Annotated in this window: 16 protein-coding genes; 11 read left to right on the top strand and 5 right to left on the bottom strand. The window is 35.2% G+C overall.

Features of this window, described 5'->3' with window-relative positions; translation table 11 throughout:
* Positions 1-39: 39 nt before the first annotated feature.
* Positions 40-954 (top strand): ribonuclease Z, encoded by a 915-nt coding sequence (rnz, locus tag MTZ49_RS12560; RefSeq protein WP_264745882.1) that lies wholly within the window; start codon positions 40-42, stop codon positions 952-954.
* Between the two features lie 26 nt (positions 955-980).
* Here rnz and dcd read toward each other — a convergent pair whose 3' ends face one another.
* Both dcd and ampE read right to left on the bottom strand, forming a co-directional pair.
* Positions 981-1,547 (bottom strand): dCTP deaminase, encoded by a 567-nt coding sequence (dcd, locus tag MTZ49_RS12555; protein ID WP_264745881.1) that lies wholly within the window; start codon positions 1,545-1,547, stop codon positions 981-983.
* A gap of 142 nt (positions 1,548-1,689) precedes the next feature.
* A complete protein-coding gene (gene ampE / locus MTZ49_RS12550; RefSeq protein WP_264745880.1) occupies positions 1,690-2,538 on the bottom strand; it encodes a regulatory signaling modulator protein AmpE in 849 nt (282 codons plus the stop codon).
* Between the two features lie 373 nt (positions 2,539-2,911).
* Here ampE and MTZ49_RS12545 point away from each other — a divergent pair, with 373 nt between their 5' ends.
* The 4 genes from MTZ49_RS12545 to MTZ49_RS12530 all read left to right on the top strand — a co-directional run bounded on the left by MTZ49_RS12545 (position 2,912) and on the right by MTZ49_RS12530 (position 4,951).
* A complete protein-coding gene (locus MTZ49_RS12545) occupies positions 2,912-3,403 on the top strand; it encodes a hypothetical protein (protein WP_264745879.1) in 492 nt (163 codons plus the stop codon).
* Positions 3,404-3,405: 2 nt separating this feature from the next.
* Positions 3,406-3,921, top strand: coding sequence for a hypothetical protein (locus MTZ49_RS12540; protein WP_264745878.1), 516 nt, complete (start codon positions 3,406-3,408; stop codon positions 3,919-3,921).
* Positions 3,922-4,092: 171 nt separating this feature from the next.
* Complete coding sequence (locus MTZ49_RS12535; RefSeq protein WP_264745877.1) at positions 4,093-4,500, top strand: type II toxin-antitoxin system MqsA family antitoxin; 408 nt, start codon at positions 4,093-4,095, stop codon at positions 4,498-4,500.
* Positions 4,501-4,573: 73 nt separating this feature from the next.
* On the top strand, positions 4,574-4,951 hold the full coding sequence (locus MTZ49_RS12530; protein ID WP_264745876.1) for a DUF4354 family protein: 378 nt from the start codon (positions 4,574-4,576) through the stop codon (positions 4,949-4,951).
* Positions 4,952-5,002: 51 nt separating this feature from the next.
* Here the strand turns inward: MTZ49_RS12530 and MTZ49_RS12525 are convergent, their stop codons facing one another.
* Positions 5,003-6,448 (bottom strand): catalase, encoded by a 1,446-nt coding sequence (locus MTZ49_RS12525; RefSeq protein ID WP_264745875.1) that lies wholly within the window; start codon positions 6,446-6,448, stop codon positions 5,003-5,005.
* A 355-nt stretch (positions 6,449-6,803) separates the two neighbouring features.
* Between MTZ49_RS12525 and bioB the strand changes: the two genes are divergently transcribed.
* From bioB to MTZ49_RS12495, 6 genes are read left to right on the top strand one after another with little or no spacing between them, the layout of a single operon-like run.
* Positions 6,804-7,853, top strand: a complete 1,050-nt coding sequence (gene bioB / locus MTZ49_RS12520) for a biotin synthase BioB (RefSeq protein WP_264745874.1) — start codon at positions 6,804-6,806, stop codon at positions 7,851-7,853.
* Between the two features lie 12 nt (positions 7,854-7,865).
* Positions 7,866-9,038, top strand: coding sequence for an 8-amino-7-oxononanoate synthase (gene bioF / locus MTZ49_RS12515; RefSeq protein WP_264745873.1), 1,173 nt, complete (start codon positions 7,866-7,868; stop codon positions 9,036-9,038).
* Complete coding sequence (locus tag MTZ49_RS12510; protein WP_264745872.1) at positions 9,035-9,748, top strand: alpha/beta fold hydrolase; 714 nt, start codon at positions 9,035-9,037, stop codon at positions 9,746-9,748. Before bioF ends, MTZ49_RS12510 begins: the two co-directional genes overlap by 4 nt.
* Positions 9,745-10,533 carry a malonyl-ACP O-methyltransferase BioC gene (gene bioC / locus MTZ49_RS12505; protein ID WP_264745871.1) on the top strand — a complete coding sequence of 263 codons (789 nt, stop codon included), beginning with the start codon at positions 9,745-9,747 and terminating at the stop codon, positions 10,531-10,533. The genes MTZ49_RS12510 and bioC overlap by 4 nt, the downstream gene beginning before the upstream one ends.
* 4 nt (positions 10,534-10,537) lie before the next feature.
* The gene (bioD, locus tag MTZ49_RS12500; RefSeq protein ID WP_264745870.1) at positions 10,538-11,224 is read left to right on the top strand and encodes a dethiobiotin synthase; all 687 of its coding nucleotides are present in this window, start codon (positions 10,538-10,540) and stop codon (positions 11,222-11,224) included.
* A gap of 9 nt (positions 11,225-11,233) precedes the next feature.
* Positions 11,234-12,634, top strand: a complete 1,401-nt coding sequence (locus MTZ49_RS12495; protein WP_264745869.1) for an adenosylmethionine--8-amino-7-oxononanoate transaminase — start codon at positions 11,234-11,236, stop codon at positions 12,632-12,634.
* 16 nt (positions 12,635-12,650) lie between these two features.
* Here the strand turns inward: MTZ49_RS12495 and MTZ49_RS12490 are convergent, their stop codons facing one another.
* Positions 12,651-13,109, bottom strand: coding sequence for a hypothetical protein (locus MTZ49_RS12490; RefSeq protein ID WP_264745868.1), 459 nt, complete (start codon positions 13,107-13,109; stop codon positions 12,651-12,653).
* Between the two features lie 93 nt (positions 13,110-13,202).
* Positions 13,203-14,396 (bottom strand): MFS transporter, encoded by a 1,194-nt coding sequence (locus MTZ49_RS12485; protein WP_264745867.1) that lies wholly within the window; start codon positions 14,394-14,396, stop codon positions 13,203-13,205.
* Positions 14,397-14,434 lie beyond the last annotated feature (38 nt).

The following is a 14,434-nucleotide window of genomic DNA, read 5'->3' as shown; positions in this document are numbered from 1 at the left end:
AAAGTGATTAGTAAAGACAAAAGTATTGTCAGGAAATATATGGAATTAGTTTTTTTAGGCACTGGAGCAGGTTTACCCACTAAAGAACGTAATGTTACTAGTTGTGTGCTTAATTTAATGGCAGAGCGTAATACATTATGGTTGTTTGATTGTGGGGAGGGAACTCAGCATCAATTCTTACAGACAAGATTAAAAATTAATAAAATAGACAAAATTTTTATAACTCATTTACATGGTGATCATCTCTTTGGTTTACCAGGTTTATTGGGTAGTCGCTCTTTTAGAAATGAAGCAGGTGAGTTGACTGTATATGGCCCAAAAGGGATTAAACAGTTTTTAGAAGTTGTACTAAAAGTTTCTGAAAGTTATATCCCATATCCCCTTAATGTCGTAGAAATTGAAGAGGGTGTTATTTTTGAAGATGAGCAGTTTATTGTTACTACAGCTCTTTTAAATCATAGGGTGGCTAGCTATGGTTATAGGATTGTTGAGAAAGATAAATTAGGGCATTTGGATGTTGATTTATTAACAACTATGGATATCCCATCAGGCCCCCACTTAAAATATCTTAAAGAGGGACAAATAGTTACCTTGGAAGATGGCCGTGTTATTAATGGTAAAGATTTGCTTAAATCACCTGACAAAGGAAAAGTAGTTGCTATCTTTGGTGATACAAAGCCTACACCATCATCTATCATGTTAGCCAATAATGCAGATATTATGGTACATGAAGCCACTGTAGAAGGTTCATTAACAGAGGGTGCTGAAAAATATGGTCATTCGTCTACTACCCAAACAGCTACCATTGCCAAACAAGCAAATGTTAAAAAATTGATTATTACTCATATTAGTGCACGTTATGAGCTTATAGATAATGGACGTTTAGTCGACGAATGTAGGGCAATATTTGCCAATACAGAAATGGCAGTGGATTTTGCAGTATTTAAAGTATAAAAAAGGGGATTAAAATCCCCTTTATATTAAGCTTTTGGTAAGGTAACACCTGTTTGACCTTGGTATTTACCACCACGATCTTTATAAGAAATTTCACATACCTCATCAGACTCTAAAAATAACATCTGTGCCACGCCTTCATTAGCATAGATTTTGGCAGGTAAGTTAGTGGTATTAGAGAACTCTAAGGTTACATGACCTTCCCACTCAGGTTCTAACGGCGTTACATTAACGATAATGCCGCAACGTGCATAAGTACTTTTACCTAAACAAATAGTCAGTACATTACGTGGAATACGAAAGTATTCAACCGTACGAGCAAGGGCAAAAGAGTTAGGTGGAATAATACATACATCGCCTACAATATCAACAAAGCTTTTTTCATCAAAGTGCTTGGGGTCAACAGTGGCTGAGTGAATATTGGTAAATACTTTAAATTCATTGGCACAACGTACATCGTAACCATAACTAGAAACACCATAAGAAATAAGCTTTTCAGCACCTTCTGTACGAACTTGACGTTCAACAAAAGGTTCAATCATGCCATGTTCTAATGCCATACGGCGAATCCACTTATCTGCTTTTATACTCATGCCAAAGATTCCAGTAGTTGTTAAAAATAAGGGTTAATTTTAGCAGAGACTAAAATGAGGTTCTATCATTTAAATTAACTAGCTATTGATTAGTAGGGGTAGTATTAAGTAATTAAAGCATATAATTACTAATCAATAGGCTTTAATAGATAAAAATAATAAATAATGCGTAGATAACATACCATAATATGGCTGATCTAATCAGTAGATTCCATAATATGTCCAAAGAAGATATTTGTTCTCCTTCTTCACTAACTTCTTGTGTTTGTACTGCTGCAATACCTGCTTTATTTATTAACTCTTTAGCAGATAGTTTTTTATTAAAAAGCTCTTTTATAAGCACATCAAAGCAAGTGGTAAAGTGACCAACTAAGCAAAAGCTATAAATTAGGATACGGCTAGGCAACCAGTCTAAATAATAGCGAATAAAAGAGGCCTTTGCTCGTAGTTGTTCATTAACGGTTAAATCGTCAACAAGAGCAATCAAACGATAGAAAAGAGGGATAAGAGGACCTAATAACATGTACCAGAAAATAACAGCAAAAAAACCTTCATAGCTCTGCCATAATAGTTTGCTTTGGGCTTGATGAAGTAATTGGTTAGGGTTTTCTGTATCTATATCAGTTAAACCAAGATCTCGTTCAGCAGCAATTTTTAAGCCTTCTTGGTCATCACGTCGCCATGCATCACGGAATGAACCAAAGCGTTGTACTAAATCACCACGCCCTAATGCGTAAAGCATAATCGCTATATCAATAAAGAATAAGAAAATGCCGTGAAATATATTGTGAAGCAAGAAAATGATAATACCAATAATAATGACAGGTAATATGGTTAGCTTGAATATTGCATGGTTTGCACTACTTGCTTGAGAAGTTTGATTTTCACATTGTTGTAGCTGGTTTAACCAAAAGGAATCTTTTTGGATGCGATGACGGCCATTAGAAAACTTTTCTACAGCAATTAAAATAAGTAACACCAAAAAGGACATTAGTTTCTCCTAAGGGGATACAGGATAATTATGGCTAGATTTGTATCATAACTTAAAACGATAAGTAGTATGAGTAATTTATTAGTAATTGTATAACGTTTTATACAGTGCCATATAAGTAAAGAATAGAATCTTGTTTTTAATCATCAAGATAATTTTTAATCACTTTAATTGCTACAATCGCTATAATAATAACAATCACTATAGTGATTGATAGGGATAAAATATCGGAAGTCATTAACTTATTTCCTATACTTGCTCATAACTTTGGCCGCTAATTTAATACAGTTAGTCACTTGTTACAACTCTTGTTTATGATTTATGCGAAGGATTAGACAAGGCTATTAATGGAAATTTAAATAAGTATATTAATATGTCTAAAGTAATTATAAAACGGGTAATTATTGCTTTTATTTGTGTAATAGTGATTCCAGGTAGTTTTTATATGTTATTGAAAGGATTTCATAACGCTAGATATTATCAACGCTATTTAGAAGCTCCTAAATTAGCATGGAATCAAATGAAAACCATTGAGGCTACAAATTTACCTAGTGATGCACTAATAGAAGCTAATTTAAACAGTAAAATAATAGATTGGTCTGTTAATGGTAAAAATATTAATCGAATTGTTCGTTTATTTAGTTTTAAAGAACTGGCGATAAAAGAGCAAGAAAATAAGTTATTACTCTGTGATTTACAACGTTATCGTTTAAAACACCCCATAACAAAAGATTATTATGATGTACTTTTTAATGATAATGCTAAAGATAATAAACAAAATATGGAACAATTAAAGGCAATATATATACAGACAGTTAATAATGATTGGTTGCAAATACTTAACCTTTCTTGTGAGGCTAAATAACCATGAAAAAGAAAGTAATTAATTATTTGCTAGTGCCATTGGTTATTGTTGTTGCTTATAGCTTTTTAATGCAGCAAGCAATAGAGCAGGGGCGTTTTTATCATGCCCAAGAAGATTATTTATTAGAAGCCTCTTTGTTAGCCTACAATCCTGTGTCAAATTTATTAGAGCAAGAACAGCAAGATCTAACAACAAAAGAAAAGTTTTCAGTATTAAATTATATGCAATTTTATGATTTCTTAATTCGTAGTGATAATGTACCTAAAACTAATTCATTAGGAACTGTATTAGGGGTTGTTAATGATCAGATTGATACCGCCCCAGATACACAAAAGCAACAACGTCAAATGGTGCAACAAGTTGTCCCTTGTCGTTTGTTAAATCGTAAACAAAAGGGGATAATCCCTGATGGTAAGCAGCTGTTAAGAGATTACCAAAACAACTTTGTTGATTTATTAAAATTACAATTAGATGAAAAGCAAATAGTGACAATATGGTCAAAATTAACCTGTAATTAATTTTACTTAGTTATAATAAATAACAATCAGAATTATAAAGAATTTTTTACTTTATATTAGACCATGATACTAATTGATGTTGCTAACCTTATAGGTTAGTATGAGTCGTAAAGTATTAATATTTAGTAAGTTTGTTATGGTTATACAAAGTAATATAAAGAGGGAGCGATGATGACTATTAATAAATGTCCAGAGTGTGGTGCAAAGTTAGTCAGGGATAGGAAAGATTTTACCTATGCTTATAAAGGTGAAAGTGTAACCCTCAAAAAACTACCAGGTTTATATTGTACAGGTTGCGATGAAGTTATCTATGATATGGAGATTAGTCGATTAATTAGTGATGCAGCAACCATTTTAAATAAAAAAGTAAATGCTAAAGAAATAAACCCAGAATTTATAATACGGGTTCGTAAAAAGTTAGAGCTTACTCAACAAGAAGCCGCAGATATTTTTGGTGGGGGTGTAAACGCTTTTTCACGGTATGAAACAGGTAAGGCTGTACCTCCTGTATCTGTAGTTAAGTTATTGAAAATATTAGATAAACATCCAAATTTATTAGAGGAAGTGAAAGGAGCCTAGCACACAAAAGTTAGCCTAATGTTTACTATAATAAAAATTGAAGTTTTATCTGTATGATAATGAGGTTTTATTAATGAAAAAAGTAATAGCAACAGGTTTTGGGTTACTACTAGCTATCAATGTTTTTGCTGAAACTCCCTATGACACCGTAATGGTGAGATCAAATCAAGGTGAGTTAAGTGCTGTTTCTGTAGGTAATAAAGTATTTTATGTAAAGAGCTTTAATGTGGAGTTACTAAATATTGGGCCAAAAGCTGTAGATTTATCAAAAGTGTGCTTTAAAGCTTATGATGATAAAGGCAAAGAGTTTAAGGTAGATACTATTGATGAAACGTTTACTACAGGTATGTTAAAGGCACAAGGTCATATTAAGAGTTTTATTGAGTTTGCCTCAGAAGATGACTCTGTTTATAAGGCACAGATTGTAAAATTAGCAACTAAGTGTGATTAATATTTTATTATGAAAAAGGATTGAGCTTGATGTAAGCTCAATCCTAAATTCTTATTTAATGTCTAAGCCTTTAGCAACACCTTCGCCATAAGCCTGATCAGCTTTCAAGAAATGCTCAATTTGACGACGTTGAATAGTCTCATCAATCCCTCTCATTGAATTAACAATGTTATCAATTAATAAAGCTTTCTGCTCATCATTCATTAATCTAAATAAAGCGCCTGCTTGGCTGTAGTAATCTGTATCTTCACGATGATCATACTGATAAGCTGGGCCTGAATTAGATTCAGGGTAAATAGGTTCTTTAATATTAGTTTGTTTAGGTGCATCTTCAAAACTATTAGGTTCATAGTTTGGCATACCACCACTATTACCATCAAAACGCATAGAGCCATCACGTTGATAGGTATGATAAGGGCATTTAGGCCCATTTACTGGTAATTGTTGATAATTAGTACCAATACGATAACGTTGTGCATCAGCATAAGCAAAAACACGACCTTGTAACATTCTGTCAGGTGATAAACCTGTGCCAGGCACAACGTTGCTAGGTGCAAAGCCAGCTTGTTCTACTTCAGCAAAGTAGTTTTCAGGATTACGGTTTAATTCAAATTCACCCACTTCAATTAATGGGAATTCTTTTTGTGACCACACTTTAGTCACATCAAATGGGTTTTCAGTACGCTCACTGGCTTGTTTCTCAGTCATTACTTGAATATAAACCCCCCATTTTGGATAATCTCCACGCTCAATCGCATGGAATAAATCATCTTGAGCCCAATCTGGATTAGTACCTGCTAACTCTTCAGCTTTTTTAGGATGGATGTTCTTAATACCTTGTTTAGTTCTAAAGTGCCATTTAACCCAAGTACGAACCCCATCTTGGTTAATTAAGCTATATGTATGACTACCAAAACCATGCATATGACGATAACCATCAGGAATACCACGATCTGAGAATAAAATAGTTACTTGATGTAATGACTCAGGAGAAAGTGACCAGAAGTCCCACATCATACGAGGGCATTTTAAGTTAGTTTTTGGGTCACGTTTTTGAGTATGAATAAAGTCAGGGAATTTAATAGCATCACGAATAAAAAATACAGGTGTGTTATTACCCACTAAATCAAAGTTACCTTCTTCAGTATAGAATTTTAACGCGAAACCGCGTGGATCACGTGCAGTATCGGCAGAACCACGTTCACCACCTACCGTAGAGAAGCGAGCAAACATTGGTGTTTGTTTGCCTACTTTTGAGAATAGTTTTGCAAAAGTATATTTAGTGATATCGTTAGTCACTGTAAATATACCATGAGCGCCTGAACCCTTAGCATGAACACGTCTTTCAGGAATATTTTCACGGTTAAAGTGAGCTAATTTCTCAACTAAATGGAAGTCGTCTAAAGTCACTGGACCACGCTTGCCAGCAGTACGAGAGTTTTGATTGTCAGCTACAGGAGCACCGCTAGCTGAAGTTAAAATCGTTTTATTAGTCATATTATCTCTCCAATGAGGACTGTTTTTGAAAACTTGTATAAAGTATAGGGATATGTGATTAATTATAAAAATTAATAAAAACTAACTATATGATTTATTTTTTATATCGATTGTTGTTTTTAAATAGTTTTTAGTGTTAAGAGATTGTTATAAAAGGCTTTAAAATTAATAAAATAAATTAAAATAGTCATTTTAGTATATTTTTACTATTTATAATTAGCTAACAAAATATTTTTTTGTTTAATAAATAAACAAATGTAAACCGATGATATAAAAATAGTTGACAATAACTAGGATAATCCTATTATGATTAGTTAATTATTAGCCTGTAATTACTATTATTAAGGATACTTAGATGACATTAGGTGCTATTCGCCATGATTGGGTTTTAGCAGAAGTTCGCAATTTGCTTACGATGCCTTTTAATGATTTAATCTTCCAAGCTCAAACAGTACACCGTCAGCACTTTGATGCTAATCAGGTACAAGTATCTACCTTGTTATCTATTAAAACAGGAGCCTGTCCAGAAGATTGTAAATATTGTCCACAATCAGGCCATTATGACACAGGACTTGATAAAGAAAAATTACTAGAAGTACAAAAAGTTTTGGAAGAGGCTAAGGCCGCCAAGGAAATAGGCTCAACACGTTTTTGTATGGGGGCTGCGTGGAAACATCCAACTGTTAAAGATATGCCTTATGTACTAGAAATGGTAAAAGGTGTTAAAGCATTGGGTTTAGAGACCTGTATGACATTAGGTCGTTTAAATCAAGAGCAAGCAATGCAGTTAGCTGATGCTGGACTAGATTACTATAACCATAACTTAGATACTTCACCTGATTTTTACACCAATATTATTACTACCCGTACTTATAGTGAGCGTTTACAAACATTATCTTATGTTCGTGAAGCAGGCATGAAAATTTGCTCAGGTGGCATTTTAGGTATGGGGGAGTCATTGGATGATCGTGCTAATTTATTAATTCAATTAGCTAATTTACCTGAGCATCCTGAGAGTGTACCTATTAATAATCTAGTAAAAGTAAAAGGTACGCCCTTAGAAAATGCAGAAGATGTAGAGCCTTTTGATTTTATTCGAATGCTTGCCGTAGCAAGAATTATGATGCCTAAATCACATGTACGCTTATCAGCTGGTCGTGAGCAAATGAATGAGCAAATGCAATCCTTAGCCTTTTTAGCAGGTGCTAACTCGATTTTCTATGGGGATAGATTATTAACAACGGCTAACCCCCAAGCAGAAAAAGACCGTGCCTTATTTAAAAAGCTAGGCATTAAGCCTGAGCAAAGACAAGATCATGCTGATGAAGTACATCAAGCAGCCATTGAGCAAGCAGTATTAGAGCAACGTCAGTCCAGTATGTTTTATGATGCTACTAAAGCTTAATTAGGAGTTATCATGAGCTTTGATTTGGCTGCTCGTTGTGCTGAGCAAAAAGCTAAACACCTTTATCGAACGCGCTTGAATTTACAAAGCCCACAAGCGCCAGAAGTTAAGATAAATGGCCAGAACTACTTGGCATTTTGTAGCAATGACTACTTAGGTTTAGCTGCTCATCCTAAAGTAATTGAAGCTTTACAAATAGGTGCGAAACAGTGGGGAGTGGGTGGTGGTGCTTCTCATCTAGTTATTGGTCACAGTGAACCTCATCATCAACTAGAGCTTGAATTAGCAACATGGACGAAGCGTGAGCGGGTATTATTATTTACTACAGGCTACATGGCTAACCTAGCAGCAGTTACTAGTTTAGTGGGAAAACAAGATACTATTTTAGAAGATCGCTTAAACCATGCTTCATTGCTAGATGCAGGTTTATTAAGTGGTGCTCGTTTCTTTCGTTATCAGCATAATAACCCTGATAATTTACAACTACGTTCAAAAAGAGCAGTAGGTGATACGCTGATTGTAACTGATGGCGTATTTAGTATGGATGGTGATCTAGCTAACCTGCCTGCTATTTGTCAAATAGCCAAACAACAACAAGCATGGGTAATGGTAGATGATGCTCATGGTTTTGGTGTGTTAGGTGAAAATGGTGGCGGGATTGTTGAGCATTTTGGCTTAACCACCGCAGATGTGCCTGTATTAATTGGTACTTTAGGTAAAGCCTTTGGTACATCAGGCGCTTTTATTGCAGGTAGTGAGGAGTTAATAGAAACACTTATCCAATTTGCTCGCCCTTATATTTATACCACTAGCCAATCACCTGCTATAGCAGCAGCTACCTTACAAAGTCTCCAGTTAATTCAAGAGGAAGCTTGGCGTAGAACACATTTAAATAAATTGATTAAATTATTTAGAGAAGGGGCAGAGCAAATAGGTCTGCCTTTAATGGATAGCCAAACAGCCATTCAACCTATTCTAATAGGCGCAAGCGAACAAGCTATACAGTTTTCTGAAGCTTTAAAAGAACAACATATTTTAGTGACAGCTATCCGTCCCCCCACTGTTCCTGATGGTAGTGCCAGATTACGTATTACTTTAACCGCTGCACATACTGAGAATCATGTTGAACAACTATTAGAGGCATTAACTATTTGTTGGCAGCGTTTTAAAGGTTCTAATAAATGAAACAATCAATCTTTTTAGTAACAGGTTGGGGAATAGGAACAGTACCATTAGAAAACCTAGCTAATCAGTTAATAACATTAGGATATGAAGTTAAGCTGGCTGATTTACCTTATTTAGTAGATTCTACACGGTGGGTATCTAGTCTTGCAAAACAGTTAACAGAAAAAAGTTATTGGTTAGGTTGGTCTTTAGGCGGGCAATTACTCAGTCAAATGACTCAACAATATAGTGAGCAGTGCTTAGGATTGATAACTTTGGCTAGTAATACTTGTTTTAAAGCCCAAATAGATTGGCCTACGGCAATGGCAGAAGATACATTTATAAATTTCCAACAAAATTATCTTCAATCACCACAGCAAACAATAAAACGTTTTCTACAGCTAGTTGCTCAAGGTTGTGCGGATGCTAAGCAACTGGTAAGGCAATTACAACAAAGTTTACCAGATTATTCTACAGAGCAAGCTAATGCAGGTTTAGATCTTTTGGCTGTATTAGATACACAACAGGCATTAAAACAGTATAAAGGGTCACAATACCACTTGTTAGCAGAGTTAGATACATTAGTTCCAAGTAGCTGTAGCAAGGCAATAATTGATTTGTTACCAGAGGCTAGTGTAGAGTTACTAAAAGGTACTGGGCATGCTTTTCCTGTACAGTCATACCAATTGATAGCCGAAAAAGTAGATCAATTTATTAAGGCTAACTCATGAATGCAATAAGCAAACCCAGTAAATTGGATATTGCCGACTCTTTCTCCAAAGCAGCTACTAGTTATGACCATTCTGCGGAGTTACAAAGGACTATTGGTAAAAATCTATTAAACAGGTTACCAGATGCTTTCCAAGCTAATAGTATTTTAGATCTAGGCTGCGGTACAGGCTATTTTACTCAACAATTAAACAAAAAGTTTCCACAAGCAGCTTTATGTGGCCTAGACTTAGCAGAGGGAATGTTAAAACAAGCTCAACAATCTGTAACAATCAATAGCTGGATAGCTGGAGATGCAGAACAGCTCCCTATAAAAGATAATAGTATAGATCTTGTTTTTTCTAATTTAGCTTTACAGTGGTGTCATGACTTTTCAGCTGTACTTGATGAAGTGTACCGAGTTTTAACACCGCAAGGTATCTTTCTATTTACCAGTTTATGTGATGGTACATTAAGGGAGTTAAAACAAAGTTGGCAAGCTGTAGATAGTTATATTCATGTTAATAGTTTTATTAACTATCAACATTATCAACAATTAATACATAGTAGTAGATTCATCATTCAAGATACTCAATGTATTGCTGAGAAAAGTTATTATCCTAATTTGAAATTATTAATGAACGATTTAAAGGGAATAGGCGCACATAATATTAATCCACAACGTCATAAAGGATTAACAACTCGCCAGCAATTAAATACTTTAATAAATGCATATGATAGTTTTCGTACAACACAAGGGCTACCTGCAACTTATCAGGTTATTTACGGCTATTTAAGGAAAGGATAAAAACGTGTCATCACAAAAACCCTTTTTTATTACAGGTACAGATACAGAAATAGGTAAAACAACAATAGCATGTGGTTTGTTAGCTGCTGCCAAAGCCAAAGGATTATCAACCGCAGCAGTAAAGCCAGTGGCATCAGGCTGTGAGAAAACAGTAGAAGGTTTACGCAATGAAGACGCTTTAGCATTATGGGAGCATTGTTCATTACCTTTAGCGTATGCAGAAATTAATCCCATCGCTTTTGAGCCAGCAATAGCTCCCCATATTGCTGCGCAAGAAGCTAGGGTTAATTTGTCGGCAGTTAAATTATTGCCAGCCATACAGGTGGTTTTAGATAAAGGGGCTGATTTTAATGTTATAGAGGGCGCTGGTGGTTGGCGAGTACCTTTAAATGATAGTGAGTACTTATCAGATTTAGCTAAAAATTTAAAAGCTCCTGTTATTTTAGTTGTTGGAGTTCGTTTAGGTTGTGTTAGTCATGCGTTATTAACTAAACAAGCTATTGAACAAGATGGCTTGCAAGTGATTGCTTGGGTAGCCAATATTGTTGATCCTAATATGTCACGTTTAGATGAAAACTTACTAACATTACATACGCATTTAGCTTTACCTTGTTTAGGTGTTGTACCTTATATAGAAAATATAAAGGCTGAACAGATTATCAGCCATATAGATATTACCCCTTTATTATAGGAGATCGATGTGAGTTTAAATGATCAATGGATGCAACGAGATTTAGCAGTGTTATGGCATCCATGCACACAAATGAAAGATCATGAGCAATTACCATTAGTGCCTGTTAAAAAGGGTGAGGGTATTTGGTTAGAGGATTTTGATGGTAATCGTTATTTAGATGGTGTCAGCTCATGGTGGGTCAATGTGTTTGGTCATGCTAATCCTCGTATCAATGAACGAATTAAGCAACAAGTTGATCAATTAGAACATGTAATAATGGCAGGTTTTACTCACCAGCCTATTATTGAGTTATCAGAACGTTTAGTTGAGTTAACGCCAAAAGGATTAGATCGTTGTTTTTTTGCTGATAATGGCTCATCTTGTATCGAAATCGCTTTAAAAATGAGTTTTCATTATTGGTTAAATCAAGGCCAACCAGCTAAAAAGAAATTTATTACCTTAACCAATAGCTATCATGGTGAAACAGTCGCTGCTATGTCTGTGGGTGATGTAGCCTTGTTTACAGACACTTATAAGGCTTTATTATTTGATGCTATTAAAGTACCTTCACCTGATTGTTATCTAAGGGCAGAGGGCGTTACAGCAGAACAACATTCTTTAATGATGTTCAAGGAAATGGAACAAACTATAGCAGATAACCATCAGCAAGTAGCTGCCGTTATTGTTGAACCATTAATACAATGTGCTGGCGGCATGCGCATGTATCATCCTATTTATTTACAAAAATTAAGAGAGGCTTGTGATCGTTACAATGTCCATCTTATTTTTGATGAAATTGCAGTAGGATTTGGTCGTACAGGTACAATGTTTGCCTGTGAGCAAGCAGGTATTGCGCCTGATTTTTTATGTTTATCAAAAGCTCTAACAGGTGGCTACTTACCCATGTCGGTATGTATGACCAGTAATCAAACTTACCAAGCCTTTTATGATGAGTATAAAACCTTACGCGCTTTTTTACATTCCCATAGCTATACAGGTAATCCGTTAGCTAGTGCGGCCGCGTTAGCTACCTTAGATATTTTTAAAGAAGATAAGGTGATAGAAAATAATCGTCATTTAACTACTTGTTTAGCTAAAGCTGCTGCTCATTTAGCTGACCATCCTCATGTGGGCGAAGTACGTCAAACAGGAATGGTGTTAGCTGTGGAAATGGTGGCAGATAAACAAACTAAAGCTCCCTATCCATGGCAAGAGAGAAGAGGGTTGCAAGTGTTCCAGTATGCTTTAAGTCAAGGGTTATTATTAAGACCTATCGGTAATGTGGTTTACTTTATGCCACCTTATATTATTACTACAGAGCAAATTGAATGGATGGTTAAAGTCGCTGCTGAGGGTATTGAGCGAGCAACTAGTAGACCGGTTACTGCTGTGGGTAGTAATTCAATTAACTACAAAGATCCAGCTTAAATAAAAGCACAGTTTATTACTGTGCTTCTACTTTTTGACGTAATTCAGCAGAAGCTTGCTTACGCTTAGTTAAAGAATCATTGTTATTTAAAGCGGATAGGTTATTCATACCCTGTCTACGCATAAATCGCTCTTCCATCAATTGTGCTCTTTGGCGAACACGTTGTTCAGCAATACTCATTTGACGAGAGTCATTATTAGCTACTTGTTTTTGATTAACTTTATTAGCTGTTGCCTTTTGTTGATTTGGCTTAATAACAAAATTTACTCTTTTATTATTAGCTGCACTATTAGTTGCTACTGCTGGTTTAGCAGGGTTTGGGGTGGCCGAGCTAGAGGGCGTTGATGTTTTAAAAATTTCACCATGAATATCTACATTTTGACATTTGCCACCAGAAGGTCCTTCTAAGCAGGCTATTTCTGCATGAGCTAATACAGGAATTAAGCATAATCCAAGTAAAACTTTTTGCAACATAATCTAGATTCTCCAAAGGGTTTGTGCTATTTAATAACATATTATCAGGATTTGTCTATTAGTTTCGTCATTACCTAATAAATTTACTACTATTTATTGTTTTATAAGCCGCTCTGAACTAAAAAACATAAATAAAGTAATAACTATTGCTGCTGAACCTGCTACAACCGCTAAAGCTATACCATAATTACCACCAGTTTGGTTGGCTATATAGACTTGTAATGTTAAATTAATGGAAGCCAATAGATTACCCAGTTGATAAACAAAACCAGGCAATACTGCTCGAGTATTTTCTGGCATTAGCTCATTTAAATACACAGGAACTACACCCCAAGCACCTTGTACCATAAATTGCATAAAAAATGCGCCAATACCTAGCATAATAGAGTTGGTAGCAAATGCCCATAAAGGAATAGCAGGTAATGAAAGGAGTGCTGCGATAATAATTGCCTTACGACGACCAATTTTCGCAGATAGACTACCGAATAATATGCCGCCTAGAATGGAAGCGATGTTGTAGCAGATAGCTATAATACTGACCATATGTGGTTCAAAACCATGTTGTTTTTCAAGGAAAGTAGGATAAACATCTTGCGTACCATGGCTAAAAAAGTTAAAACAGGTCATTAATAAAATAGCATATAAACATAGTTTCCAGTGTTTTTTAACAATAGGCAGCAGTGCAACATTAGTTTTATGCTCATTTTTAGAAGCTAACCAGACAGGTGACTCTTCCACTTTAAACCAAATAAATACAGCTAATAAGATAGGTATTGAACCAATAATAAATAGTTTTTCCCAACCAATTAAACTAAATAGTGAGCCATAAACAATGGCTGCAATTAAATACCCAGCAGGGTAACCAGCTTGAAATAGACCAGATACAAAGCCCCTTGCTTGTTTGGGAGCAGTTTCTAAGGCTAGAGAAGAGGCTACACCCCAAATCCCTCCCATAGCAATACCATAAATACAACGAATGGCAATAAAGATAAAGAGTGTTGGAGCAAATGCTGAGGCTGCTTCTAGAATAGAGAATATAATAATATTGGTGATTAAAACAGGTTTTCTACCTACTTTTTCGGCCATACGACCAAATATTAATGCACCTATCGGTCGAACAGCTAAAGTTAGAAAGACAGCCAAAGAGACTTCTTGAACTGTCACATTAAAACTTGCTGCAATATCTTTAAGGACAAAAACTAAGATAAAAAAATCGAATGCGTCTAGTGTCCAACTGGTTACTGCTGCAAATACAGCGTTTTTTTGTTTTGAGGTCCATTGAGTCATAGCAATTACTCTCCAACAGATTTGTATTATTATGATAT

The organism is Entomomonas sp. E2T0, from assembly GCF_025985425.1.
GTDB lineage: Bacteria > Pseudomonadota > Gammaproteobacteria > Pseudomonadales > Pseudomonadaceae > Entomomonas.
The sequence above is the reverse complement of the archived record's forward strand: the minus strand, read 5'-3'. Positions and strand labels throughout refer to the sequence as shown.

Coding starts and splice junctions, on each gene's coding strand:
- rnz (WP_264745882.1), top strand. CDS start 40: ATGGAATTAGTTTTTTTAGGCACTGGAGCAGGTTTACCCACTAAAGAA.
- dcd (WP_264745881.1), bottom strand. CDS start 1,547: ATGAGTATAAAAGCAGATAAGTGGATTCGCCGTATGGCATTAGAACAT.
- ampE (WP_264745880.1), bottom strand. CDS start 2,538: ATGTCCTTTTTGGTGTTACTTATTTTAATTGCTGTAGAAAAGTTTTCT.
- MTZ49_RS12545 (WP_264745879.1), top strand. CDS start 2,912: ATGTCTAAAGTAATTATAAAACGGGTAATTATTGCTTTTATTTGTGTA.
- MTZ49_RS12540 (WP_264745878.1), top strand. CDS start 3,406: ATGAAAAAGAAAGTAATTAATTATTTGCTAGTGCCATTGGTTATTGTT.
- MTZ49_RS12535 (WP_264745877.1), top strand. CDS start 4,093: ATGACTATTAATAAATGTCCAGAGTGTGGTGCAAAGTTAGTCAGGGAT.
- MTZ49_RS12530 (WP_264745876.1), top strand. CDS start 4,574: ATGAAAAAAGTAATAGCAACAGGTTTTGGGTTACTACTAGCTATCAAT.
- MTZ49_RS12525 (WP_264745875.1), bottom strand. CDS start 6,448: ATGACTAATAAAACGATTTTAACTTCAGCTAGCGGTGCTCCTGTAGCT.
- bioB (WP_264745874.1), top strand. CDS start 6,804: ATGACATTAGGTGCTATTCGCCATGATTGGGTTTTAGCAGAAGTTCGC.
- bioF (WP_264745873.1), top strand. CDS start 7,866: ATGAGCTTTGATTTGGCTGCTCGTTGTGCTGAGCAAAAAGCTAAACAC.
- MTZ49_RS12510 (WP_264745872.1), top strand. CDS start 9,035: ATGAAACAATCAATCTTTTTAGTAACAGGTTGGGGAATAGGAACAGTA.
- bioC (WP_264745871.1), top strand. CDS start 9,745: ATGAATGCAATAAGCAAACCCAGTAAATTGGATATTGCCGACTCTTTC.
- MTZ49_RS12490 (WP_264745868.1), bottom strand. CDS start 13,109: ATGTTGCAAAAAGTTTTACTTGGATTATGCTTAATTCCTGTATTAGCT.
- MTZ49_RS12485 (WP_264745867.1), bottom strand. CDS start 14,396: ATGACTCAATGGACCTCAAAACAAAAAAACGCTGTATTTGCAGCAGTA.